Origin of the sequence: Sphingomonas echinoides (assembly GCF_029623395.1) — a bacterium.
Taxonomy (GTDB): domain Bacteria; phylum Pseudomonadota; class Alphaproteobacteria; order Sphingomonadales; family Sphingomonadaceae; genus Sphingomonas; species Sphingomonas echinoides_A.
This window is the reverse complement of record NZ_JAPYKK010000033.1, coordinates 12,769-36,678: the sequence shown is the minus strand read 5'-3', so window position 1 is coordinate 36,678 and position 23,910 is coordinate 12,769. Positions and strand designations below refer to the sequence as shown.

At 67.5% G+C, this 23,910-nt stretch carries 22 protein-coding genes; 4 read left to right on the top strand and 18 right to left on the bottom strand.

All coding sequences use genetic code 11. From position 1 onward, the window contains the following. Positions 1-258 precede the first annotated feature (258 nt). Genes QBJ92_RS16440 through QBJ92_RS16430 form a run of 3 tightly spaced genes read left to right on the top strand, consistent with a single transcriptional unit; the run spans position 259 to position 5,966 of the window. Entirely contained in the window at positions 259-1,422 is a 1,164-nt protein-coding gene (locus tag QBJ92_RS16440; protein ID WP_277970787.1) for an efflux RND transporter periplasmic adaptor subunit, read from the top strand. Then, positions 1,415-4,516 carry an efflux RND transporter permease subunit gene (locus QBJ92_RS16435; protein WP_277970786.1) on the top strand — a complete coding sequence of 1,034 codons (3,102 nt, stop codon included), beginning with the start codon at positions 1,415-1,417 and terminating at the stop codon, positions 4,514-4,516. Before QBJ92_RS16440 ends, QBJ92_RS16435 begins: the two co-directional genes overlap by 8 nt. 4 nt (positions 4,517-4,520) lie before the next feature. Then, entirely contained in the window at positions 4,521-5,966 is a 1,446-nt protein-coding gene (locus QBJ92_RS16430; RefSeq protein ID WP_277970785.1) for an efflux transporter outer membrane subunit, read from the top strand. Positions 5,967-5,976: 10 nt separating this feature from the next. Here QBJ92_RS16430 and corA read toward each other — a convergent pair whose 3' ends face one another. From corA to QBJ92_RS16340, 18 genes are all read right to left on the bottom strand, one after another. Then, complete coding sequence (gene corA / locus QBJ92_RS16425) at positions 5,977-6,945, bottom strand: magnesium/cobalt transporter CorA (protein WP_277970784.1); 969 nt, start codon at positions 6,943-6,945, stop codon at positions 5,977-5,979. A gap of 169 nt (positions 6,946-7,114) precedes the next feature. After that, positions 7,115-7,945 (bottom strand): 23S rRNA (adenine(2030)-N(6))-methyltransferase RlmJ, encoded by an 831-nt coding sequence (locus tag QBJ92_RS16420; RefSeq protein WP_277970783.1) that lies wholly within the window; start codon positions 7,943-7,945, stop codon positions 7,115-7,117. Positions 7,946-8,135: 190 nt separating this feature from the next. Next, the gene (locus tag QBJ92_RS16415) at positions 8,136-8,279 is read right to left on the bottom strand and encodes a hypothetical protein (RefSeq protein ID WP_277970782.1); all 144 of its coding nucleotides are present in this window, start codon (positions 8,277-8,279) and stop codon (positions 8,136-8,138) included. Beyond that, complete coding sequence (locus QBJ92_RS16410; RefSeq protein ID WP_277970781.1) at positions 8,260-9,306, bottom strand: glycosyltransferase family 2 protein; 1,047 nt, start codon at positions 9,304-9,306, stop codon at positions 8,260-8,262. The genes QBJ92_RS16415 and QBJ92_RS16410 overlap by 20 nt, the downstream gene beginning before the upstream one ends. Beyond that, entirely contained in the window at positions 9,303-10,235 is a 933-nt protein-coding gene (locus tag QBJ92_RS16405; RefSeq protein ID WP_277970780.1) for a polysaccharide pyruvyl transferase family protein, read from the bottom strand. Before QBJ92_RS16405 ends, QBJ92_RS16410 begins: the two co-directional genes overlap by 4 nt. Next, entirely contained in the window at positions 10,232-11,305 is a 1,074-nt protein-coding gene (locus tag QBJ92_RS16400) for a glycosyltransferase (RefSeq protein WP_277970779.1), read from the bottom strand. The genes QBJ92_RS16405 and QBJ92_RS16400 overlap by 4 nt, the downstream gene beginning before the upstream one ends. 7 nt (positions 11,306-11,312) lie before the next feature. Further along, positions 11,313-12,242: a galactosyltransferase-related protein gene (locus QBJ92_RS16395; RefSeq protein ID WP_277970778.1), complete on the bottom strand. Its 930-nt coding sequence runs from the start codon at positions 12,240-12,242 to the stop codon at positions 11,313-11,315. A gap of 52 nt (positions 12,243-12,294) precedes the next feature. Then, the gene (locus QBJ92_RS16390) at positions 12,295-12,990 is read right to left on the bottom strand and encodes a PIG-L deacetylase family protein (RefSeq protein ID WP_277970777.1); all 696 of its coding nucleotides are present in this window, start codon (positions 12,988-12,990) and stop codon (positions 12,295-12,297) included. Between the two features lie 7 nt (positions 12,991-12,997). Then, positions 12,998-14,206: a glycosyltransferase family 4 protein gene (locus QBJ92_RS16385; protein ID WP_277970776.1), complete on the bottom strand. Its 1,209-nt coding sequence runs from the start codon at positions 14,204-14,206 to the stop codon at positions 12,998-13,000. Then, on the bottom strand, positions 14,203-15,033 hold the full coding sequence (locus tag QBJ92_RS16380; protein WP_277970775.1) for a sugar phosphate isomerase/epimerase family protein: 831 nt from the start codon (positions 15,031-15,033) through the stop codon (positions 14,203-14,205). Before QBJ92_RS16380 ends, QBJ92_RS16385 begins: the two co-directional genes overlap by 4 nt. Beyond that, positions 15,030-16,529, bottom strand: a complete 1,500-nt coding sequence (locus QBJ92_RS16375; RefSeq protein WP_277970774.1) for a YcaO-like family protein — start codon at positions 16,527-16,529, stop codon at positions 15,030-15,032. Before QBJ92_RS16375 ends, QBJ92_RS16380 begins: the two co-directional genes overlap by 4 nt. Beyond that, positions 16,526-17,341, bottom strand: coding sequence for a hypothetical protein (locus tag QBJ92_RS16370; protein WP_277970773.1), 816 nt, complete (start codon positions 17,339-17,341; stop codon positions 16,526-16,528). The genes QBJ92_RS16375 and QBJ92_RS16370 overlap by 4 nt, the downstream gene beginning before the upstream one ends. Further along, positions 17,332-18,327: a Gfo/Idh/MocA family protein gene (locus QBJ92_RS16365; RefSeq protein WP_277970772.1), complete on the bottom strand. Its 996-nt coding sequence runs from the start codon at positions 18,325-18,327 to the stop codon at positions 17,332-17,334. Before QBJ92_RS16365 ends, QBJ92_RS16370 begins: the two co-directional genes overlap by 10 nt. Then, positions 18,327-19,463, bottom strand: coding sequence for a class I SAM-dependent methyltransferase (locus QBJ92_RS16360; RefSeq protein WP_277970771.1), 1,137 nt, complete (start codon positions 19,461-19,463; stop codon positions 18,327-18,329). The genes QBJ92_RS16365 and QBJ92_RS16360 overlap by 1 nt, the downstream gene beginning before the upstream one ends. Next, positions 19,463-20,410 carry a hypothetical protein gene (locus QBJ92_RS16355; protein WP_277970770.1) on the bottom strand — a complete coding sequence of 316 codons (948 nt, stop codon included), beginning with the start codon at positions 20,408-20,410 and terminating at the stop codon, positions 19,463-19,465. The genes QBJ92_RS16360 and QBJ92_RS16355 overlap by 1 nt, the downstream gene beginning before the upstream one ends. After that, positions 20,407-21,588 carry an inositol-3-phosphate synthase gene (locus QBJ92_RS16350; protein WP_277970769.1) on the bottom strand — a complete coding sequence of 394 codons (1,182 nt, stop codon included), beginning with the start codon at positions 21,586-21,588 and terminating at the stop codon, positions 20,407-20,409. The genes QBJ92_RS16355 and QBJ92_RS16350 overlap by 4 nt, the downstream gene beginning before the upstream one ends. Positions 21,589-21,695: 107 nt before the next feature. Further along, positions 21,696-22,478 carry a Crp/Fnr family transcriptional regulator gene (locus tag QBJ92_RS16345; RefSeq protein ID WP_277970768.1) on the bottom strand — a complete coding sequence of 261 codons (783 nt, stop codon included), beginning with the start codon at positions 22,476-22,478 and terminating at the stop codon, positions 21,696-21,698. 121 nt (positions 22,479-22,599) lie between these two features. Next, the gene (locus QBJ92_RS16340) at positions 22,600-23,145 is read right to left on the bottom strand and encodes a TetR/AcrR family transcriptional regulator (protein ID WP_277970767.1); all 546 of its coding nucleotides are present in this window, start codon (positions 23,143-23,145) and stop codon (positions 22,600-22,602) included. 71 nt (positions 23,146-23,216) lie between these two features. On the opposite strand from QBJ92_RS16340, the gene QBJ92_RS16335 reads away from it, so the two are divergent. Continuing rightward, positions 23,217-23,906 (top strand): DUF1349 domain-containing protein, encoded by a 690-nt coding sequence (locus QBJ92_RS16335; protein ID WP_277970766.1) that lies wholly within the window; start codon positions 23,217-23,219, stop codon positions 23,904-23,906. Positions 23,907-23,910: the final 4 nt, after the last annotated feature.

Here is a 23,910-nt window from a genome sequence, read left to right as displayed (position 1 = left end):
TTGATGTGTGCGATCGGCACCGGGAAGTGGCCCTGACGGGTGTGCGAGGTCCCCCTGCATAGAGCGCGGCGCGCGCGGTTCCAATCGGAAGCGCGGGCGCGCTATACCTTCGTATAGCGCGCCTTTCCGAATGGACTGTCGCACCGTCAGGCTGCGCGACCTATCAGCCCGGGGTCGGCCGATGCCCGGACGTCCGCGACGGTTCGTCGATCGGATGTTCGCCCGGCCCGATGGCGGGGACTGACCAAGGGGATTGCGATGCCGAACGGTTTCAAGGCGACGCCGTTCGCACGCGGCGGGCGCAGACTATTGCCGCGCACGATCCTCGGATCGACCGCGCTCGTGCTTACCGCCCTGATGCTGGCGGCGTGCGCGGCAAAGCCGACGCTGCCGCCCGTGGAGGCACCTTCGTTCATCGTGCACGGGAACCGGGTGGTGGTTCCGGCTGGATCCCCGCTGCGCACGCGGCTTGGCATCGCTGCGGTGACCGATGCGAACATCGCGCAGCAGATCGCCGCGCCCGCCGTGGTCGAGGCCGATCCCGCCGCGCAGAGCCGCATCCTGACGCCGCTTGCAGGGCGGATCGTCCGGCTCGGGGTACGGCTCGGCGATCGTGTGCGCGGCGGACAGATGCTCGCGGAACTCGCGTCCCCCGACTTGTCGTCGGCGCTTGCGGACGATGCGCGGGCACGGAGCCAGCTGCGGTTGACGAGCGCGGCGCGCGACCGTGCGGTGGGGGTGAAGGCGATCGGCGGGGCGGCCGACAAGGACGTGCAGCAGGCGCAAGCCGATGCTGCCGCGGCGCAGGCGGAAGCCGCCCGGACGCGCGCGCGGTTGCGCCAGCTCGGCGCGTCCGGAGCGCGGCGCGGGAATGGCCTTACGCTGACCGCGCCGTCCTCCGGGGTCGTCACCGAGCTTGCCGCCGCACCCGGCGCGTTCTGGACCGACCTGACCGCGCCACTGATGACGGTCGCCAACATCGGCACGGTCTGGGTGACCGCCAACGTCGCCGAGGGGGATCTCGCCGCGATCCGCGCGGGTCAGCCGGTCGGGATCAGTTTTGCGGCCTATCCCGGCGAGACCATTGCCGGGCGCGTACAGTCGATCGCGCCGTTGCTCGATCCCGACACCCGCCGCGCCAAGGTGCGGATCGCCATCGCCAACCCGGACGGGCGCTTCAAGCCGGGGATGTTCGCGAGCGTCCGCTTCACCGCGCCGACGACAGCGGCGCCGAGCGTGCCGACGACCGCGCTGCTGCTCAAGGACGATGCGACCACGGTCTATGTCGAGGTCGCACCGTGGACGTTCGAGCGGCGCACCGTCGACACCGGCGCGGAGCAGGGCACGCGTACCGCGATCCCGCACGGGCTCGCGGCGGGGCAGCGCGTGATCGCCACGGGCGGCGTATTGCTCGATGATTGAGCGTTTCATCCGGCTCGCCATCACGCGGCGCCAGATCGTGTTGCTGATCGCGGTCTTCATCGCTGCCTATGGCTGGTATTCGTGGCGGCAGTTGTCGATCGAAGCCTATCCCGACATCGCCGACGTCAGCTCGCAAGTGATCACCCAGGCGCCGGGGCTTGCCGCCGAGGAGGTCGAGCAACAGATCACCGTCCCGCTCGAACGCGCGCTCAACGGCACGCCGGGGCTGGCGATCATGCGCTCCAAGAGCACGTTCGGCCTGTCGCTGATCACGCTCGTGTTCCGCGACGGGTCGGAGGATTACTGGTCGCGGCAACGCATCCAGGAACGCATCACCGGGGTCACGCTGCCCGCGGGCATCACGCCGGGGCTCGATGCGCTGACCTCGCCGATCGGCGAAATCTACCGCTACACGCTCGAATCCGACACGCTCGGCCAACGCGAATTGTCCGAGCTCCAGCAATGGGAGGTCATCCCCGCGCTGTCGCAGATCCAGGGCGTGGCGGGTGTCAACAATTTCGGCGGCATCACCACGCAATATCAGGTCGAACTCGACCCCGCCCAGCTCGAGCGTTTCGGGCTTTCGCTGAAAGCGGTCGAGGGGGCGATCACCGCCAACAACCACAGCACCGGCGGCAGCGTGATCACGCGCGGCGAGCAGGGCTATGTCGTGCGCGGCGTCGGGGCATTGCATGACCTGACCGACCTCGGCAGCGTCGTCGTGACGCAGAAGGGTGGATCGCCGGTGCTGATGCGCGATCTCGGCACGGTGCGGCTGAGCCAGGTCGAGCGGCACGGGATCGTCGGCAAGGACCGGCATGGCGACACGATCGAGGGGATCGTCACGCTGTTGCGCGGCGAGAACCCGTCGCGCGTGATGGACGATGTCCATGCCAAGGTGGCCGAGCTGAATGCCGCGCTGGCGCGCAAGGGGGCGCGGATCGTGCCCTATCTCGATCGCTCCGATCTCGTCCACACGACGGTCGACAAGGTGTCGCACACGGTGTTCGAGGGCGTCGGGCTCGTGCTGATCGTGCTGATCCTGTTCCTGGGCAGCGCGCGCAGTGCGCTGATCGTGGCGATCGTGATCCCGCTCGCGATGCTGATCGCGTTCATCCTGATGAACCTGACGCATGTGCCGGCCAATTTGCTGTCGCTCGGCGCGATCGATTTCGGGATCATCGTCGACGGCGCGATCGTGATGATGGAGTCGTTGCTCCGCCGCCGCGAGGCGCGGCCCGACAAGCCGCTGACGCGCGCCGAGGCGACCGATGCCGCGGTCCAGGTCGGCCGCCCGATCTTCTTCGCGACGATCATCATCATCACCGCCTATATGCCGTTGTTCGCGTTCCAGCGGATCGAGGCCAAGCTGTTCACGCCGATGGCGTTCACCGTTGGCTATGCGCTGCTGGGCGCGCTGCTGGTGTCGCTCGCGCTGGTGCCGGGGCTTGCCTATATCGCGCTGCGCAAGCCCGCCAAGACCTTCCACAACCCGGTGCTGGCGTGGATCGATCGTGGCTATGCGGTGGTGCTGCGCCGCTGCCTCGACGTGCCGATGCTTATCTACGGTATCGCGGGCGCCGCGGCGCTGGCGGTGGTGCTGCTCGGCGCGTCGGTGGGGCGGGAGTTCCTCCCCGCGCTCGACGAGGGGTCGATCTGGCTGCAGGTCCAGCTTCCGAGCGGGATTTCGCTGGAGAAGGGCAAGGAAATGGCGAGCGAGCTGCGCCGCGTCGTGCGCAGCTTCCCCGAGACGTCGCATATCGTCACCCAGCTCGGTCGCAACGACGACGGCACCGATCCGTTCACGCCGTCGCACATCGAGGCGAGCGTGGGGCTGAACCCTTATGGCAGCTGGCCCGCCGGGGACAGCAAGGCCGATCTGATCCGCCGGATGGATGCCAGGTTCAAGACGATGCCGGGCTTCCACGTCGGGTTCAGCCAGCCGATGATCGACGGGGTGTACGACAAGATGGCCGGCGCCCACAGCGAGCTGGTCATCAAGATCTATGGCGACGATTTCCGCGAGTTGCGCCGGATCGGCGCCGCGATCGTCGATGTGCTGAACGCGACGCCCGGCGCCGCCGATGTCGCGCTCGACCAGGAGCCGCCGCTGCCGCAGCTGGTGGTGCGGGTCGATCGCGCCGCCGCAGCGCGGCTCGGGGTGAGTGCGGGGGACATCACCGATCTCATCCAGACCGGGATCGGCGGTGAGGGGATCGACCAGATGTACGTCGGGGACCGGCGTTACGATATCGCGGTGCGGTTCCCCGCTGCGGTCCGCAGCACCGTCGCCGAGATCCGCACCCTGCCGATCACGACGTCGAGCGGCGCACAGGTCCCGCTGTCGGCGGTGGCGGCGGTTTCGCTCAAGTCCGGCGAGAGCACGATCACGCGCGAGATGGGGCATCGCCATCTGACCGTGAAGCTCGGCTATCGCGATCGCGACCTGACCTCGTTCCTGCGCGACGCCAAGGCCAACATCGCCGCCAAGGTGCGGTTCGACACGGCCGCCTATCGTCTCGAATGGGGTGGGCAGTTCGAGAATCAGGCGCGCGCCGAAAGCCGGTTGGGGATGATCCTGGCGATCATGTTCGGGGCGATGGCGTTGCTGCTCTACATCCAGTTCGCGCTGTTCCGGCAAGTGTTGCTGATCCTCGGCGCGGTGCCGCTGGCGACGCTGGGGGGGCTGGTGGCGCTGCATCTGACCGGCGCGACGCTCAACGTCGCGTCTGCGGTCGGGTTCATCGCGCTGTTCGGCGTGGCGATCCAGAACGCGATCATCATGGTGTCGAACCTCAACACCCACCGCGTCGATGGCGAGGGGCTGCTGGAGGCGGTGCTGCACGGCGCGGGCGAGCGGTTGCGCCCGGTGCTGATGACCGCGACCGTCGCCACCATCGGCATGCTGCCCGCCGCGCTCAACACCGGGGTCGGCAGCGACGTCCAGCGCGGGCTGGCGACCGTGGTCGTCGGCGGGCTGATCGTCGCGACCGCGCTGACGCTGTTCGTCATCCCGACGCTCTATTTCGTGATCGAACGCGCGGTGTCGCGCAGGTCGGGACGCCGGGCACCGCAGCCAGAGACGGGAGCCTGATTTGATGCGCCTGAGTCCCGCCCTTCGCGCCACAACGTCGCTGGCGTTCCTGCTCGTCGGCGGGTGCGCGGTCGGCCCCGCGTTCCAGCGGCCGTCCGCGCCGGTGGATGCGGGCTATGCGAATGTGCCGAAGACGCAGCCTGCCCAACCCGACAGCCAGGTGGTGGTTGCCGGGGCGGACATTCCCGCCGACTGGTGGACGCTGTTCCATTCGCCGGCGCTCGACACGCTGGTGCGCCGGGCGATCGCCGCCAACCCCGATCTCGCCGCCGCCCGCGCCGCGCTCCGCCAGTCGCAGGAACTGGCGAAGGCCGATCGTGGGGCGTTGCTGCCCGGCGTCGGTCTCGGCGCTTCGACGGCGCGCGCGCGCAATCCCGGCGTGCTGGCGTCGCCGCTTCAGTCGAACAGCAACCTCTACACGCTCAGCACCGCCCAACTGAACGTCGGCTACACGGTCGATCTGTTCGGCGGGGTGCGTCGTCAGGCGGAAAGCAGCGCCGCCGCTGCCGAGGCGCAACGCTTCCAGGCCGAGGCGGCGTATGTGACGCTGACCTCGACCGTCGTCGTCGCGGCGATCACCGAGGCATCGTTGCGCGCGCAAATCGCTGCCGTCGAAAAGAGCATCGCCGCGCAGGGCCGTATTCTCGAAATCCTGCGCGCGCGCCTGCGCCTGGGCGATGTCGCGCGCGCCGACGTCGCCGCGCAACAGACGTTGCTTGCCCAGACCCAACAAGCGTTGCCGGCGCTTACCCAGCAAGTCGCGCAACAGCGCGATCTCATCGCCGTGCTGGCGGGACAAATGCCCGATCGCGCGCAGCCGCGCGTCGAGCTTGCGGAAATTGCGCTGCCGCGGGATCTGCCGTTGAGCCTTCCAGCCGCACTGGTCGATCAACGCCCCGACGTGCGCGCGGCAGAGGCGACGCTCCATGCCGCCGGTGCGCAGGTCGGGGTGGCGATCGCCGCGCGGCTCCCCGCGATCACGCTTGGTGGCAGCGCGGGCGGGTCATCGACGCGCTTCGCGACGTTGCTCGCGCCCGACAATATCCTGTGGAGCGTGGTCGGCGGGCTGACCGCGCCGCTGTTCGACGGGGGCACGCTGCGCCATCGCCAGCGCGCGGCCGAGGCGGGGTATGACCAGGCCAAGGCGCAATATCGCGGCGCGGTGCTGCGGGCGTTCCAGAACGTCTCCGACACGCTCGCCGCGATCGGTGCGGATACCGACGCGCTCCACACCGCCGAGCGGGCCGAGGCGGCGGCGGCCGACAGCCTTGCCATCGCGCGCGGACAGGCCCGGCTCGGCGCCGTTGCCCCGCTGCAGGTGCTGAGCGCGGAGCAGGCCTATTGGCAGGCCTCCGTAACGCTTCAGCAAGCGCGGGCGGCGCGCTATGTCGATACCGCCGCCTTGTTCCAGGCGCTGGGGGGCGGGTGGTGGAACCGGCGCGGTCCTTGACCGCTGCCGACTAAAGCCACTTGGTGCGTTTGAACCAGACGAACAGCGCGGTGCAGATCACGACGATCACCCCGAGCACGACGAAATAGCCGTATTGGGTCTTCAGCTCCGGCATGTGTTCGAAATTCATGCCGTAGATCCCGGCGATCGCCGTCGGCACCGCCAGGATTGCGGCCCATGCCGCAAGCTGGCGCGTGATCGCGCCGGTGCGCTGTTGTTCGAGCAGGTTGCTGAACTCGAAGACCGAGGTCAGGACCTCGCGCAGGTCGTCGACCATCGCCTGGACGCGTCGGACGTGGTCGAGGACGTCGCTGAAATAGGGTTTCGCCTCGCGGTCGATGCACGGCAGGTCGAGCCGCACGAACTTGCCCGCGACTTCGCCCATCGGCACCAGGATGCGCTGGAAGCGGATCAATTCCCGGCGGAGCGCGAAAATGCGCGTGATCTCGTCGCGGCCGAGGAAATTGTCGATGGTGTGCCGCTCCATCTCCACCACCTCTTCCTCGATTGCCTCGACCATCGGCAGATAGCCGTCGACGACGAAGTCGAGGATCGCGTGGAGGACATAGTCGACGCCGTGCATCAGCAGCGTCGGTGCAGCCTCCAGGTCGGCGCGCAATTCGGTATGCGCGCGCGCCGAACCGTGGCGGACGCTGATGATGTGGCTGTGCCCGACGAAGATCGCGGTCTCGCCATAGGCGATTTCCGCATGCTCGAGATGCGCGGTCCGGGCGACGACGAACAACTGATCGCCATAGATGTCGACCTTGGGCAGCTGGTCCGCCTTCAAGGCGTCCTCGACCGCGAGCGGGTGGAGGCCGTAGGTCGCCTGGAGCGTCCGCAATTCGGCCTCCAGCGGATCTGCGATCCCGATCCAGACGAATTCGGACTTGTCGCGCGCGCAATCGACCTTCTCGTCGATCGCGATCTCCCGAATGCGGGCGCCGTTCCGATACAGATACGCTGCGACGACCGTCATGAAGATGCCTGCCAAACCATGATCATCGCGAGCGCGCTAGCAGAGATTACGGCGCGGAACAGGGGTTTCGTGTCTTTGATTTCCGGGGAAAAGGCAGTTTGTGAAGGCCCTCAGGCAGGACCTTACCGACGGAAACTGGCGACCGCGCCGCAGCGAGGAGGGGGTTCCTTCATTCGCGCAGCCAATCGGTCGTGATCTCGCCCTTATGCCCCTCTGGCGCGAGCACGGCGCGCAAGGTTTCCAGCAGCGGCGGCAGCGCTTGCGTGAAGGCGTAGGGCGGATTGACGATATAAAGGCCCGCGCCATTATAGATGCCGGGCTGATCGTCATCGTACAACCAATGCTCCACCCGCAGCATTTTCGGGATGCCGAGTTTGCGCAACTGTTCCGTCCACTGCCAATGCGTGGCGCGGTCTTTCAGCGGATACCAGATTACCGTCACGCCATGCGCCCACTTGCGGTGCGCGGCGGCCAGGGTGGCGGTGATACGGGCGCGTTCATCGAGCTGCTCGTACGGCGGATCGACCACCACCACGCCGCGCGCGGTTCGGGGCGGCAGCAACGCCAGCCAAAGCTCGTAGGCGTCGCGCTCGTGCACGGCAGCGGATGTATCGCGCATCGCACCGCGCAGGGTATAGGCGTCCTCAGGGTGTTTTTCGTTCAGGATCAGGAAATCCTGCGGGCGCAGAAGCTGCGCCAGGATTCGCGGCGAACCGGGGTAGAAGCGTGTCTCGGCTCCGCCATTCACTGCCTTTACGGCGGCGTGGTAGTCGCTCAGCAAGGGGTTCGGGTCGGCCAGGGCCCGCAGCACGCCTTGGGTGGATTCGCCGGTGCGCCCGGCCTCCTCGCCCTCCAGGTCATACACCCCGCAGCCGGCATGGGTGTCGATCAGGGTCAATGCGCCCGGTTTTTGCTGCAAGGCCCGCACGAGGGCAATCAGTAGGCTGTGCTTCACGACATCGGCACTGTTGCCGGCGTGGAAGGAATGGCGATAATTCATTGCGGCCTAGAATCCTGAATATTCGAGTTCATGCATGCTTCCGTGCGCGGTTGGCGGACGGGAAGCGAGACAAGGAACCAACACGGTCCTGGTAGAAAGCTGGGCGAAAGGCTTCAACGCCTTATCCGACAGGCGTCAATCCGCCTTGACGATCGTAACCAGAGGCCGAGACGCCGGGCGCCGGGAGCGGTCAGGCGGGTGTGCGAGCAGCGGCCTCGGCCTCCTGCCGATCTGCGGTGTCGAACACGCCGCGGTCGCGCTGGAGCGGGGCATAGACCTGCTCCGTGCGACGCCGGATCATGCCCGGCGTGAGGTTATGGTCGTGTGCGGTCACTGCGCGACAGTGGCTCGCGTCCAGCCCGATCGTGCCGCCAGCGATGCGGCCGCGTTGCCGACACAGCAGGACGAACCGCCGACAGACCCGCCGGATCGCCGTCGCGTGACCGAAGTCGCTGCCGGCGCGCCGTGAGCGCGATCCGCCAGAAGTAGGCGAATCCCCGCGCCTTATGGCGCAGCCGGAACCAGTAGAACCGGCGGATCCCCGCATGCGTCCGCACAGGCTGTGTCCAGTCGAACCGGACCGCAAGAATATCCGCGACGATCGCACGACGCGCGCGCTGGTCGCGGAACAGATATTTGGCGTACAGGGCGCCGTCCCCGAAGCTGTAGCCCGCGAGCAACCGGGTTTCATCGCTCGTATCGCGGCGCCCGTGATGATGATCGACCACCATCAGCGGGTCATAGCGAATGGCGACACCGAGACCTGCTGCGCGAAACAGGAAATCCGTGTCCTCTGCGGAAACGAACGGCGCACCGGCACCGAAGCGTTCATCGAAGCATCCCGTCGACCGCAGGATATCGGCGCTGAACGCCAGGTTCGCGCCCATGACGAAACCGCCCGGGAATCCACCCGGAGGCGCGATCATCGGGTGGTCCTCGAGCTTGATCGTGACGGGGAGATCGGCCGGGTTCCCCAGCAGGATACGGCCACCGATGATTGCCGGTCCGCTGACCCGGTCAAACGCGGCGCCGACGGCGGCGAAATACGCTTCGTGCAGGACACAATCGTCATCGGTCATTGCCACGATCCGCCCGTTGCAGACCGCGAGCCCGGCGTTGCGCGCGCGGGCGAGCCCTGCGTGCGGTTCGTCGACGAGACGGACCGGAAAAGCCTGCCGGCCTTGCCATTCCGCCAATCGCTCCGGGGTGTCGTCGACCGAGCCATTGTCGACCAATATGATCTCGACGGACGTACCGCCGGCAAAGGCCGCCGCGCGCTCCACGGACTCGAGGGTTGCTGCCAACGAAGCCGCGCGATTGCGCGTACAGATGAGCAGGCTGACGTCGATGGCGGCCGTCATCTTGCGCCGGCAAGCCGTTTGGCAAGAACCAGGGCCCGTTCGATCGTCATGGCCGGTGCGACGGTTACATCGCGGTCGGGCCAGGCATCCATGTACGCGGCAATCTTGCCGTAGTCGTTGTCCAGCACGACGTGAGGAATACCGAGCAAGTCCGCGAGGATGTGACCGTGCAACCGGTCCGTCACGATGATCCGGCCCCGTGCGAGCAACCGCAGCCCTCGATCGACGCGTGCGACGGCTTGAGCCTCGCGCGCTTTGGCATCGACTCCGACCGGAAGATCGGCATCGTCATCGAGCCAATCGACGACGACCGCTGAATCCGTCGGCGGTATCGCATAGCCCTGGCGTTCGTCGTCGGTGCGCATCAGCATCAGCACGTCACACTGCGGTGCGGCGCGCGCTTGCGGGCCGAGCGCATAGGCCGAGTCCGGCGCGAGGTGCGTCGGGCAGGCCAGATGCTCGCGCGCGAAGTCCAGGCTGCGGGTGTCGCGGACGTACAGGACGAAATCCGGGTGGTCGGCGACGAGCGCGGCGAACCGGGCAACTTGCGGCTGCACGCGGAAGTGGATCGACTGCGGTAGCTGCACGACCGTCCGATCGCGAACCCGTGTCAGGATGTCTTCGCGGAACCGCTGGTGATGCGGCCAGATGTCGCCGAGGTTTCCGCCACCATGCAGGAACAGGATCCCGTCGGGGCAAGCGTCCTGGAAGGCAGCAAGGTCGAAATCGTGCCAGGTCGAAACGTAGCACGGATCGCGCCCCGTGATCTGTCGCAACAGTGCGAGTTCGCCAAGCCAGATCGCGCTGTCGCCGACATTCGCATGGTCCGGAAAATCGACCAGCGCGTAGCGTGAACCATGCGTGACATGTGTTCGATAGGCCGCTGCGAGCAGCGCGTGCCGGTCTGCCAGATGATCCCTCGCCGTCATGCCGACGGCCCCTGGTCGCGGCCGACCACGTCCCGGTAAAGGTCCTCGCAGCGATCGAGCCACCGATCACGGGTAAAGGCTTTCGCGACGCGATCGCGTTGCGGCGCGCGGGGGCGTTGGATCGCGGTCGTGATGGCACGAGCGAGGGCGGAAACGTCGCCAGGTGGCGCGAAGCACCCGGTCTCACCGATGACTTCCCGCAAGGCGCCGCGGTCGAACGCCGCGACCGGCAGGCCGCAGGCCATCGCCTCGATCGCGACCAGGCCAAACGGTTCGTCCCAGCACGGGGTGAACACGAACGCCGACGCACGGCCGATCTCGAACGCCACTGCCGCCGCGTCCAGATGCCCGCCATATCGGATGCTGCCGCCCAGCAACGGCACGACGTCGGCGTCCCAATAGTCCCGATCCTCGATCGGTCCGAACAGCGTGAGCGGGACGCCCGCGATCCGCGCCGCCTGCACTGCCAGATGGGGGGCCTTGTCCGGCGTCATCCTGCCGAACCAGACCGCGCTGCCATCGCCCTCGGGGACGAACGGCCAGGCCTGGAGGTCGATGCCATTGTGCAGCACCGAGGCCTCGCGTGGTGGGCCGTCCGGCCACCAGGCGGCAAGATGGTGGGCCGAGGTCGCGGTGAGGCGGTGAGTCGGTGCGATGCTGGCGTGCACGAACCAGCGGAGCGCGTCATAGGGCGGGACGTGCAGCGACGTGACGGTCGGCACGCGCGCGGTCCGCGCCGGCTCGAGCGGAAAGCGATGCAGGCTGTTGTTGTGCAGCACGTCGAAGCCACCCGCGGCGATCCGGTCGCAGGCGGCGGCATAGCCCTCGTCGAGATGCGCGATCAGCGGTGCGAAGCCGCGATGCTCGGCACCGGGGAAGGTCCGGTCGTAATGTGTCGGGATCACGGCATCGATCGTGAAGCGCGGATCGCTGTCCCCCGACGCGAACAGCACGACGTCGTGCCCGCGCGCCTGGAGCCCTGCCGCCAGATGCCAGCATTGCGATTCCATCCCGCCGGCAAAAGGCTGGGCGATGGGCTGGCGGACATGGCAGAGGACAGCGATTCTCATCGGGCGGTCATTCGGCCGCAACGGCGCGCTCGGTCGCTGCCAGCCGGTCTTCGAGCAGGCGGATGACGGTCGCCGTATTGGCATAGGGCTGGTGACTTTGCTGCCCGGTCAACGCGAAATCGGCGGCGTCGGGGCGACGCAGGATCCGGATCGACCGACCCGGGGTCAGGTCGATCAGGCCCATCAGGCGGAATGCCTGGAGCCAGTGGCCCATCGTCCGATAGCCCCATTTGGTTTCGAACAGCTCGGCATTGCGGATCACGCTGTCGAGATGGTGCACCGGCGGCATGTGGTGGGGATGATATTGATGATAGGCGAGACCGCCCTTGATCCACGCGATCGCGACGCCGGCTTCGTCGAGGACCTTGCCGAAATCGGTATCCTCGCCGCCATAGCCGACATAGCGCTCGTCGAAGCCGCCGAGGCCGAGGAACGTCGTCCGCCGCATCGCGAAGTTGAGCGACCAGAAACAGCGATAGTCGGTGCAGATCTCGATGCCCTCCGGCGGAGGGCCGCGGCGGTCCGAATGCTTCACCGCAATCTCGGCGAACCGGTCATACTGCCAATCGCCGTCGGTTGCGCCGCCCGGCAGGTACAGGACCTCGCCCATCAGCAACCCGTCGAAACTTTCGAGGAACCCGGCATAGTCGGCGAGCAGCGTCGGTGTCGGGATGCAATCCATGTCGAGAAACACGATCAGGTCGCCGGTGGCTGCGCGTGCGGCGGTATTGCGTGCCGAAGCGAGCGGCAGGGCATCCGCGACGACCTGTACCTGCCGGATCGGAAACGGCGCTTCGGGCAAATCGTACAGATCGTCCTGCATGACCGCGACGATCAGTTCGCGCGGCATCAGCGTCTGGCGGATCAACCCGCGGACGACGTTGACGAGATGGTCTGGACGCCCCTTTGCCAGGGTGACGACGGAAACTTCGGTCATGATGATAGCTCTGCCTGGAAAAAGGGGACGCGGTGTGGCGGCGGTTGCCGGATCAGAACGCGTCGAGCGGGTAAAAGCGTTCCTCGGTGATTTTTTCGGTCCGCTCGGTCATCGCCGTGACCCCGCCGAACTGAAAGCCGAGTTGCGACCCATACGCCGCGCAGGCGGCGATCCGCCGCGCGCGCGTTTCGCGCGTAAGCTGTTCGATCACCGCCGGCATGGCGGCAACGCGGTCTTCGCGGTCGGCATAAGGCCAGTCTTCCCATAGCAATACGGTATGACCGGCACAGGATCGCCGTATCGCCTCCAGAACGACGTGATGGTCGACATGGTTGCCAAGGCATAACGGCCCAAGGACGAGCGTGGGCCGTTCGGTCGCGAGGAGGCGGGCCAACGCCGCCGCGACATCGTCGACGATCCGGTCTTCGGGGAGACGTTCGGCGAACAGCATCCTTGCCGAAGTATAACCGCGGTGCGGTGCCTCCAAGAACGGCAAATGGATCGCGCGTGCGCCAAGGGCTTCGCACGCGGCCTGATCCTCGCCACGGCGCAGCGCCATATAGTCGACGTCGGGACCCAGCCCCTTGTCGAGCTGGCACGCGAGCGCGAACCCGGTCGGGTGCGCGACGTTGCCGGTGAAGCAAGTTGCCACCGTGACGGCCCACCCCTGATCGACACACGACGCAAGCAGCCCGCCAGCGGAAAAGGCGGCATCGTCCAGATGGGGCGATATCGCGAGCAGCTTCATCGGTCGGTCACAGCAGATGCGGCTCGCTGCGGAAGCGGCAAGGCGTCATCGGCAGCGCCGTGTCGAACGCGGTTTGCGGACGATGGCGCAGGTCGTGGTAAATTCCTCGGATCTGCCGCCCGACCGCGTCCCAGCTGTACACCCGGCGGCATTCTTCCAGCGCGGCCGTCGACAGACGCGTGCGCCGGCCCGGATCGGTAACGACACTGGTCAGCGAGGCCGTCAGCGCCGGTACATCGCCAGGATCGGTCAGAATGCCATTCTCGTCATCACGGATGCAGTCGACCACACCCACGGCATGGCACGAGACGACCGCGAGACCGCACGCCATCGCCTCCAGGATGGTGTTCGAAAACCCCTCGGCATAGGTCGGCGACACGAAGACGTCGTGTGCGCGGTAGAGTTCGGGGACCGCGTCATAGTCCGCATAGCCGCTGAACGTCACGCGATCGGTGAGCCCAAGGTCGGTGGCAAGCGCCTGTGCAGGCTCGACGTCGGGGCCGATGCCGGAGATGGTCGCGCGCCAGTCGCCGCCGACTTTCGGTAGCGCTTGGAGGAAGTCGAGCACGCCTTTGCGGCGGTCGACGCGGCCGTGGTAGAGCAGGCGGACCGGCCCTTCGGGCGCGTCCTCGCGTGCCGGGGTGAAATGGGCGGTATCAACGGCCCCCGGAACGATCGTGAACCGGTCGAGCGCGGTGCCGAGCCGGTCGTGGACTTCGCCCGCGAAACTCTTGCCGCCGATCAGCAGCGCCCCGGCATGATCCAGCACGCGCACCATCGCGAGCCGGTGCGTCTCGCAGCATGAGCCGACCCAGTGGCCATCGCCGCCCTGAATCGACACGACGCAGGGCAGGCCAAGGCGGCGGGCAGCGATCATCGTCGCCCAGCCGGTCGGATAGCCATATTGCGCGTGGAGCACGTCGAACGGCGCGCGCGCATGTTCGCGTGCGATGGCTTCGACCAGGGCGTCGATATCGCGCTCGAAATCGCCGTTATCCTGTTCGCCCAGCGCTTCGAGTCCGATCACGCGCACCCCCGGCACCGCGGGCGGCGGGCCGCCGCCGTAAACAGCCGCACGCGCCGGATCGCCGTAATATTGGCTCACCATCGTCACGTCGTCTCCGCCCGCGACGAGTTGGCGCAGAAGGTTGATCGCGTAGATCGACATGCCGGAGATCGCCGGGAAGAACCGGCGCGAGACAAAGCACACTCTCATGCCGCGATGCTCCGGAGATAGGCGATCGATTCGGGAATGGCGGCGTGTGCACGCGGGCTTTCGCGCGATAATTCTACACAAACCAGCCGGGTGAAGCCGATCCCTTCAAGCGCAGCGAGCACCGCGGGCATGTCCATATCGCCTTCACCGAAAGGCAGGTGGGTATGGTCGCCGCGCCGCATGTCCTCGACCGCGACGGTGCCGATCCGGTCGGCATAGCGCCGGATCGCATCCGCTGGGTCGATGTCCTGCGTGACGAGGCAATGGCCGGTGTCGAGCGCGAGCCTGAGCCGCGGATGGCGTTCGACGAGTAAGTCGTAATCGCCGACCGTTTCGATCAGCATCCCCGGTTCCGGCTCGAAACTCGCGTCGACGCCGACTCGCTCGGCATGATCGAGCACCTGTTCCAGCCCCGCATCGAGCCACGATCGTGCCTCGGCGGGATCGACGCCTGTTTTCGGAACGCCCGCCCAGAACGACACGGTCTCGCTGCCGAGCCGCGCCGCCACGTCGAGCGCGCGGCACAGGAACGCAACGCGCCGCGCGCGCCCGTCCGCGTCGGGGGTGATCAGCGTCGGTTCGTGCTTCTGGCGCGGATCGAGCAGATAGCGCGCGCCGGTCTCGATCACGCTGCCGAGCGACACTGTGGCGAGCAGCGCGGCGACGCGGTCCGCTTCCTGCTCCCAGCGCGATGCGAACGGATCGAGGTGATGATGATCGAGCGTGAGCGCGACCCCGGCATAGCCTGAATCCGCGATCAGCCGCAGGGCATCGTCGAGCCGGTGATTGGCCGCGCCGTTGGTGTTGTAGGCGTAGCGCAGGGTCATGCGGTCCCCCGTTCGCGTGCGAAGGCGACGTGATGCGCCTCGGGCTCGCGGTAGAGCGGGTAGAGTGGGCCGACGAGCGCGTCGGCGGCGGCGGTGTCGAACAGGGGGTGGCCAAGCCGTTCGGCATCCGCCGGAGTCAGGCGAATGCGGCGCAGCGTCTGGCTTTCGTCCGCCCCGAACCGGATCAGCGGCGATTCGAGCGCGAGCAGCTTCTCGGTGTTGCGCGCGCCGATCCGGTAATAGCTCATCGTCTCGACTTCCATGCCGGGGACGATGACCTTCACGACCGAGATCGCGCGGTCGGCGGGCGACATGTCGACATAGAGCACGTCGAACCCCGCCGCCTCGACCGCGGCACGCGCCGCCGCGGCGCGCGCATGGCCATCAGGTGCGGGGAGCGTGGGCAAGGCGTCGAAGCGGTGCGATCCGCGTTCGGACAGGACCGACTCGGCGAGCCACCCCCGCAAGGTAGCCGCATCGCGCCCGGTCCAGTCGCGCATCGCGTCGAACGCGCGGCTGTCGCTCGATTTGGCGGCACCCCCGGCCTGCGCCATGAAGCGCGCGACATAGCCCGCGGGGGCAACCTGCGCGACGAGATCGGCGGGGCCATGCGCGAAGGCCTTGCGCGCGCGGCTGGCAGCAAATTCGGTCAGGCATTTGTCGAGCGCAGCGGTTCGGTCCGAATGGCACGCCTCGCCGCACGCGGTCACCATGATCGGCGCGGCGGGGGGCATGCGTTCGTCCACCCCGACGCAATAGAGGTTGGGCATCCCGAACTGGTCGGTCGCGAACTTGGGCATCGCGCGGATCCCCGCCGCGTCGAACCGGTCGAGGATCGCGCGTGTCGACGGCGCGAGGCTGGTGTCGAGATCGAGCATCACCCCGCGGTCGAGCGCGCGGAACAGCAGCCCGTTGCCGTCGCGCTGGAGGATCTCGCACAGCCCGTGCCCGATCGCCCAGTCGAGGTCGGGGCCGGCGCCCATCCCGTTCGAAATGATCGTCGTGAACGGGCGGTAGCCCGGGGTGAGTTCCTTGGACGAATAGGCCGCGAGGTCGATCGGCACGAGCACGCTAGAGCCATCCGCCCAGCGCCTGGCCTCGACCCATTCGAGCACCGTGGCATGATCGACCGGCGACCCCGCGGGCAGGCACAAGGTCAGCGGGTCGGCGACCGCGCGCGCACCGAGGCTGCGGACCAGCTCGGCATAGCTCCCGCGCGTCTTGGCGCGCGCGCCGAGCGTCAGCGTCGGCCACACCATCTCGGCGATCTCGCCAAGCCCGCCAAGCACCGCCGCCTCGTCGGTCGCGCCATAGCCGACGCCGTACGGCATGATCCCGCCAAGCGCGGGATCCTCCGGGAACAGCGCGACGACCCAGACGGGAAGCCCGAGCCGGTCGAGCGGGTGAATCGGGAAGGCGACGACATCGCCCTTGGGGAACGCATCGAGATACGCATGCGCGGCGGGGCCGAGATCGGCGGGGAGCCCGGTCCTCACAGCGCGAGCCTCCGCACGCCGGGGGCGCGCGCGAGCCCATCGTCGAGCGCGGCGAGCGTCACTGCGCGATCGACCTCGGGAGCATATTCGAACGGTGTCAGCACCGCGTCGTAATCGAGCGGGGCGATGGCGTCGCGGTAGCGGCGGAGTTCGGCGTGAGTCAGCGGGATATCCTTGTGAAACGCCTTGTGGCTCGAAATCGCGTGCGACCGGCCGGCGGGGTCCTGGTCGATCTTGAACATGTCGCCGCAGAACAATCGACGTCCCGGCGCATCGTGGAGCGCAGCCTGCCCCTCATAATGCCCGCCGACATGATGCAGCGTGTAGCCCGGCGCGAGTTCGAGCGTGTCGTCGAACGGCATGGTGACGCGGAACGCCTTGGTCAGCTGCAAATCGTCGCGCTGGATCGCGACCACGTCGGGGTCGAACCGCCGCTGAAGCTGGAACAGCGCGCCGTATCCGTGCGCATGGCTCGCCGCGAGAAACGCGATCCCGCCGAGCGCTTCGATCTGGTCGAGCATCGCGTCCGAATAATAGGGTGCTGCCTCGAACGCGATGTTGCCGCCGTCGCGGACGATCAACCAGCCGGTCCCGGCGAGCCCAAGCGCAGGCGTGGTGGTGAACGCCCACAGGCCGGGTGCGACCTCACGCGCGGCACCGTCATGCGTCGTGGCGACGTCGGACTCGGGGAGGAAGCGCCAGCCCTCCTCGGGCAGGTCGTTGCGGACATCGGTGCAGACCGGGCAATCGGGCGGCGCGAAATGGCGCTGCCAGAACCCGCAATTGGCGCAGGCGAACCAGCTCAAAGGCATGATCGTGCTTCCTGATAGGCCCGGTCGAACAGCCGCATCAGCGCCAGATCGCGGGGCATCGAAAAATCATGCGGTCCGCCGCGTGCCGCCGCCATGAACGCAGCGGCCTGCGCGGCGAAGGGCGATGTCGCGGTGTCGAAGGCGAGCGGGGTCTCCGCACCGGTGTCGCCGCATTGGTGGACGAGCGTGCCGCCAGCGGTCTGCCCCATGGTGTCGGTCGCGATCAGCAACCCGCGCTCGCCCAGCACCTCGAGCCGCCGCCGGGGGAGGTTCTCGGCGCAATTATAGGCGACGTGGCTCTGGAACAGCACTCCAGAGGCCGAGCGGGCGCTCAGCATCCCGCCGTCGTCGACCGCATAGGCGTGGATCCGGCGTTGCAGCGCGATCGACAGGTCGACCAGCGGTTCGCCCAACAGTCGCTCGGCGAGATCGAGACCGTGGAGCGCGAGATCGATCACCGCGCCGCCACCTGCACGGACCGGATCGGCGCGCCAATTGTCGTGCGCGCCGCCGTCGGGGGTCCAGTCGGGATCGACCCAGCAGGCGTAGAGGATACGGATCGCCACTGGGCGACCGATCGCATCGTCCGCGACCGCTTCGGCGATCCGGCGATGTGCGGGGTGATGGCGCTGGTCGAATGCGGTGCCGTAGAGCGGGCCGTCTGCGACCGCCGCCGCCATCGCCTCGCCCTGTTCGAGTGACGCAGCGATCGGTTTCTCGCACAGCATCGGAATCCCCGCCGCCGCGCAGGCACGGACGGGGGCGAGATGCGCATCGTTAGGCGTCGCGATATAGACGAGGTCGCACAGGCCCGATGCCAGCATCGCCTCGGTCGTCTCGAACGCGGCGATCCCTGCCGCCGCGGCGCGGGTGCGGGATGCGGGGGAGGGGTCGGCGATTGCGGTCACGACCCCGCCCGCCGCGGCGATCCCCGGCGCCATATAGTCGCGCGCGACCCAGCCGTAGCCGACAATGCCCCACCGCATCACCAACGCTCCGGCAAATCGACCAGGCGGCGCAGGCGGACGTCATTCGCCGCGAACGGACGCGCGTCCGTGGCCATCGCCCAGTAGCATCCTCCGCCATATTCGGCGTGATAGCGCGGGGACGGCCAGTGCACCGCGCCATCCGCATCGATCAGCGGGTTGCGGCGCAGCGTCGCCTCCGCCGGGGGCAGGGCAAGGCCCTTCACGACGGGGCGGGGGGCACCGGCTCCCTCCACCAGCGACCATGCCTCGACCGATGGATCCTCCGTCCAGCCGCTCGGAGTCGGCGTTGCGCAGGTCATCAGTGCGTCGAGTAGCACGCGTTCGTCATAGACACGCGCATCCAGAAACAGCGCCGCCCACCCTGCAGCGGACAGCGCGGGGCCCATCGCCCCCGCCGCGTGGCCGGCATTGTGGAGATGGCTGATCGCGAGCGTCCCGCCCGCCGTCCGTGCGGCGCGCAGGCGTGCGGCGACTCGTGGCTGATCGGGGAGGAAGTAAAAGGCGTCGTGACACATCACCAGATCGAACCGCGCGTCCGCGATCGGCCACGGCGCGGCGGCATCGAACACGACGTACCGAGCATCGGGCGCGACCCATTTCTTGGCCAGCCAGCACTTGGCGAACACCACGTCCGCGCCGAGGCACTCGGTCCCGCGCCGCGTCAGCTCGCGCAGGTAATGGCCAATCCCGCACGCCAGTTCGAATGCGCTCCCCGGGGCGGAGCCGTGCGTTTCAAGCAAAGCCAGCCCGGCGAGATAGGTCGGGTCGCTCCAGCGATAGGCGAAATAATCCGCGACCGGGCCAAGCCGCAGCAGCGCCATCGCCTCGCGCAGCGACAGCGTGTCGCGTTCGCGGACGAGCCGTTTGAGCTCGGTCAGGTCGGTCGCGGGGCCGGTCCACCACGCATCCTGATCGGTCAGCAACGCAACCAGCGCGTCATCGGGGCAGCCCGCATCGAGATGATCGAGCGCGACCGCCGCCAGCCCTTCGCTGTCGACCCGGAGATAAGGGATGCCGTCGACCACCGGCCAACGCTCGCCCGGTGCGGCGAGCGAATGCGGCGTGTCATGCGCAAGCGCGCGCCCCGTAACGGGCGACACCAGCGGCATATCGGGAAACACCAATGCGGGCATCAGGCGAGCCCGGCGTCGGCGAGAATGCGGTCGTGGAACGCCTTGACCGGGCCGTCATGGACCAGCCCGTAATCGTCGAGCACGATTTCCATGGTCAGCCGTGCGGCGCGCAGATGCTGTTCGATCTCGAGGACGCGGTCGAGCACGTCGGCGACGTGGAACGCGCGTGCCTCTGGCGTAACGTCTCCCCCGATCGGTATGAGCGCCGCCGTCACCACCGTCGCCAGGTCAGGCGCGGTCGCCGTGAGTTCATCGAGGCACGCCTGACGCGCGGTCGCGATCGCGGTGTCGAGCCGGTCGCCGAGCAGCATCTCGCCCGAATAGCCGCTGTCGGGCATGTCGGCATTGTGGAAGTGGTGCGCCATGCCCGCGAGGAACACCGCGACCGGGTCCGCGCCGTGCCACGGGCTCGCGAGCACGCCGTACACCGCGACCATCAGGCAGTGTTCGGCGTGGTTCTCCGCCGGCTGCAACAGAATGCGAGGTTGCCCCGGGCAAGTGACGCCCGCCCGCGGTTGGCGCGCGAGCTTGCCGACGAAGCTTGGTACCGTGCCCGGGGCGGGTCGCCCTTGCGCGAGCGCCGCGCGCAGCCGCTGCGCGAGCGCTGGATCGAGGTTGCCGGTCACTTCGTCGAACGCGCGTTCGAGCACGGTCACCGCATCGTCGCCGAGCCCGAGCGCGGTCAGCGTCGCGAGATCGAGATCCCCCAACCGCGCCGATACCAACGCCGCGCCGACGACCTGCGCCATCACCGCGGCGGGGGGATCGCCGCGCAGCAGCGCCGCCCAGCCGAGCCCGAACAGCCGCTCCGCGATCGAGCCAGGCGCCTGCGCCGAGAAGACGCGCTTGAGATCGCCCAGCTCGCGCAGGAACGGCAGCGCGGCGGGGGTCAGCCCGGCGGAGGGCACCAGAGCCTCCGCCGCGCCGGACAGGGGCGTTTGGCTCACGCGGTCTTGCCGTCGAGCCAGTGATCGAGGATCGCCTGTTGCTCGGGGACCGCATGGACCGGCTTGCGACCGCCGCTCGTCTGCGGCAGCTTGAAGAACAGCCCCATCTGGTCCTGCACGCCGCCTTCGCCGCGCTGTTGCGCGAGGTCGAGGCACCGCGCGATTTCGATCGCGAGCGGCGCGGCGAGGATCGAGTCCTTGCACAGGAAGTTGAGCTTTAGCTGCATCTTCTGGCCCATGAAGCCGGTCAGATCGATGTTGTCCCACGCTTCCTTGTCATCGCCGCGCGGGCGATAATAATGGATCATGATGATGTGATCCTCGACCGGATAGCCGAGGATGTCGTTGAGCACGCTGCCCTTGGTGCCGAGCTTCGACGCCAGCGACTTGGGATCGTCGAGCGCCAAGCCGTCCGAGTTACCGAGGATGTTGGTCGAGAACCAGCCGTCGACGTGGAGCGCCCGGTCGCGTAGCGCGGGCGCGATCACCGTCTTCATGAAGGTCTGGCCGGTCTTGCCGTCCTTGCCTGCGACAGGGACGTTGCGCTCCGCTGCGAACTCAGCGAGCGGCGCGATGTCGGCGGCGACCGAAGGCGTGAAATTGGCGTAGGGCGTGCCCGAGTCGATTGCGGCATAGGCATAGAGCATTGCCGGGCTGATCGCGGCGTCATCCTCGTCGAGCCCGCGCTCGAACGCCTCGCGCGATTGCAGCGCGGCGTCGTCCGCATGCGGGACGCGCTCGGTCGAGGCGAGATTGACGACGACGACTCGGTCGAGCCCCTTTTCCGCGCAGAAGCGCCGCAAATCGGACTGGATCTGCTGGATGGCGGCGCGGTGACCGCTCTCGAGCTTGTTGGTACCGTCGATATTGGCGCAATAGCCGGTGCTGCCCGCCGCCTTCCACGGGCGCATGGTGTTGAGCGCGGCGGCGCCGTCAGCCAGTTCCTTGTCGCCGATCACGCCGTGCCGCAGGGCGCACGCGCCGAGCGAGTCCTCGGTCAGATCCCATCCGCCGAATTCCAGATCGCGGTAGGCGACCATGCCGGCCACGTCGCGGTCGGCGAGGGGAAGCCCGTTGAGGCTGTTCGACCCTGCCTTGATCATTTCGATACCCGCGATCGCGGTGGTGGCGACCGCGCCACCCACGCCTACGATCGCCACGCCAAGCCGTTCTGCCATGTCTCAATCCCTACTGCGGCCCGCTATGGGCCAAGGGGATCGTTAACCAGCCGGTAGGGATGGACTTCGTAGAATCGGGCGCGCGGCGCGAAAAAGCGTTTCGGCCGTTACATATGTTCCTGCACGCGGGTTTCGGAGTGATCCATGTCACCGCGCGCACCGACCGGGGGCAACCAGTCGGTCGCGACTTCGCCGTGGCGATCATGGAAGTCGACGAGTTCGGCGAGCCGGTCGACATCGTTGATGCGAATGACGCGCGCGTTGCGTTCGACCAGCCCGGTTTCCTCGAGCGCCTTGAGCGAGCGGCTGACATGCGTCTTGGTCAGCCCGACCGCGTCGCCGAGATCCTGCTGGGTCAACGGGAGTTCGAACGTCGATCCCGCATGGCCATCGACGATGCGCAACCGCGAACGGATGTCGAGCAGCAGCGTGGCGATGCGCGTGAATCCGTCGGTTCGCCCGACCGACGTCAGCCGGTCCGCCATCGCGACTTGCTCCGACGCCGCCACCGCGAACAGCAATGCCCCGAGCCGCGGATGATCCCGGAACAGCCGCCCGAATGCGGCCTTGGGCATTTCGTAGAGCGTGGTGTCGCTGACCGCGCGGAGCGTCGCGGCGCTATATCCCCAGGCGATCGAGAAGGTCGCGGTTATGTCGCCGACGAAGTAGAACCGAAGGATCTGTCGCCCGCCGTCCTTGAGCTTGACCGATCCGTGCAGCCAGCCGCTTGCCACGATATACAGGCTGTCGCAGCTCTCGCCTTCGTGGACGACGACGTCGCCAGACCGAAAGGAGCGTTCGCGACGTTCGAGCCAGCGCAGCGCGTCACGCTCCGAAAAGGTCAGCGCCAGGTGCTTCGACAGGCGCGCTTCGAGAGGACTTTCAAGCATCGGGCGTTTTCTTACGGGCTGGTAAGCGACGTCCGTATCTTGCATTTGCAATCAGCGAAAGGGCCCAAGGCTCTTGGGTGTCCGCTAAGACCCTGCGTTAGCGCCCTCGTTTTCAAAGGTATCATCCTGCAATCCGCTCGACGATGATCGTGATCGCTTCGCGATCGAGAGGCGCAGGGTCGATCGAATTGTGGATGCCGATCCCCTCGATCAGCGCATCGAGCGCACGCGCGGTGAGCGGGTCGAAGAAGCGGCCCAGAGCGGCACGGCTGCTGTCCATCCAACGTTGCATGACCGCGCCGACCGGTGGGTGCCGGGCTGCAAAGGCGTATAATTCGTAGCTCAACAGCAGCGTGCGCGGTTCCGCCCAAATCTGGTTCGCGATGATGTCGATGACGGCCGTACACGCCGTGGCGCGGTCCGTCGCCGCCGCGATGCGCGCGCGGAAGGCCGCGGAGGACTCCTCGGCCAATTGCAGGAAGGCCGCGGTGAGCAGATCCTCCAACGTCGCGAAATAATAAGTGACCGAACCGAGCGGCACCTGCGCCGCCTCCGCGATGCGGCGATGGGTCGTCGCCGCGGTCCCGAGATCGGCGATGACCGCAAGTGTAGCGTCGATGATGCGCTGCCGGCGTGCCGGATCGTTGGACCGGGTCTGCTGGTTCATCGCCTCTTTACCCCGTTTTCGACATGTGTACATATGTACATAACATCGAGGGTGATTGGAAGGGAGCGGCTATGACCGAGGATCGGGTGAGCAGGCGAGCGGTAATCGGGGGTGCTGCTGCACTTGCGGTCGCGGGCAATGCCGGCGGTGCGGCGGCGCAGGATTCGGCAACCTCGGCGCTCGGACGCCGTGATGGCCATTGGCTGAATGCCCCCAAGTCGTGGAAGGTGGCAGCCGGTGGCGACCTGACGCTCGTTACCGACAAGGGCAGCGATTTCTGGCGCGAGACGCATTACGGCTTCACCCGGGACAGCGGTCATTTTCTCGGTTTCGCCGCGCCTGCCGCCTTCACCGCCCAACTGCGCATTCGCGGGCAGTATCAAAAGCTCTATGATCAGGCCGGCATCATGGTTCGGGTCGACGAGCGACGCTGGGTCAAGGCGGGGATCGAACTGTCCGACGGGCGCGCGATGTTGAGCAGCGTGCTGACCGATGGAAAGTCCGACTGGGCAACCGGCCCCTACGAGCATGACGCACAGGATTTCTGGATGCGTGCGACGGTTGCCAAGGGTGTCCTGCGGTTGCAGGTTTCGGCGGACGGCAAGACCTGGCCGCTGGTCAGACTAGCGCCCTTTCCGATCGCCTCCGCCTATCAGGTCGGACCGATGGCGTGCACGCCCGAACGGGCCGGACTGGAGGTGCGCTTTTCCGACCTGAGCATCACCGCGCCGTTGGGCAAAGACCTCCACGACTTGAGTTGACCGC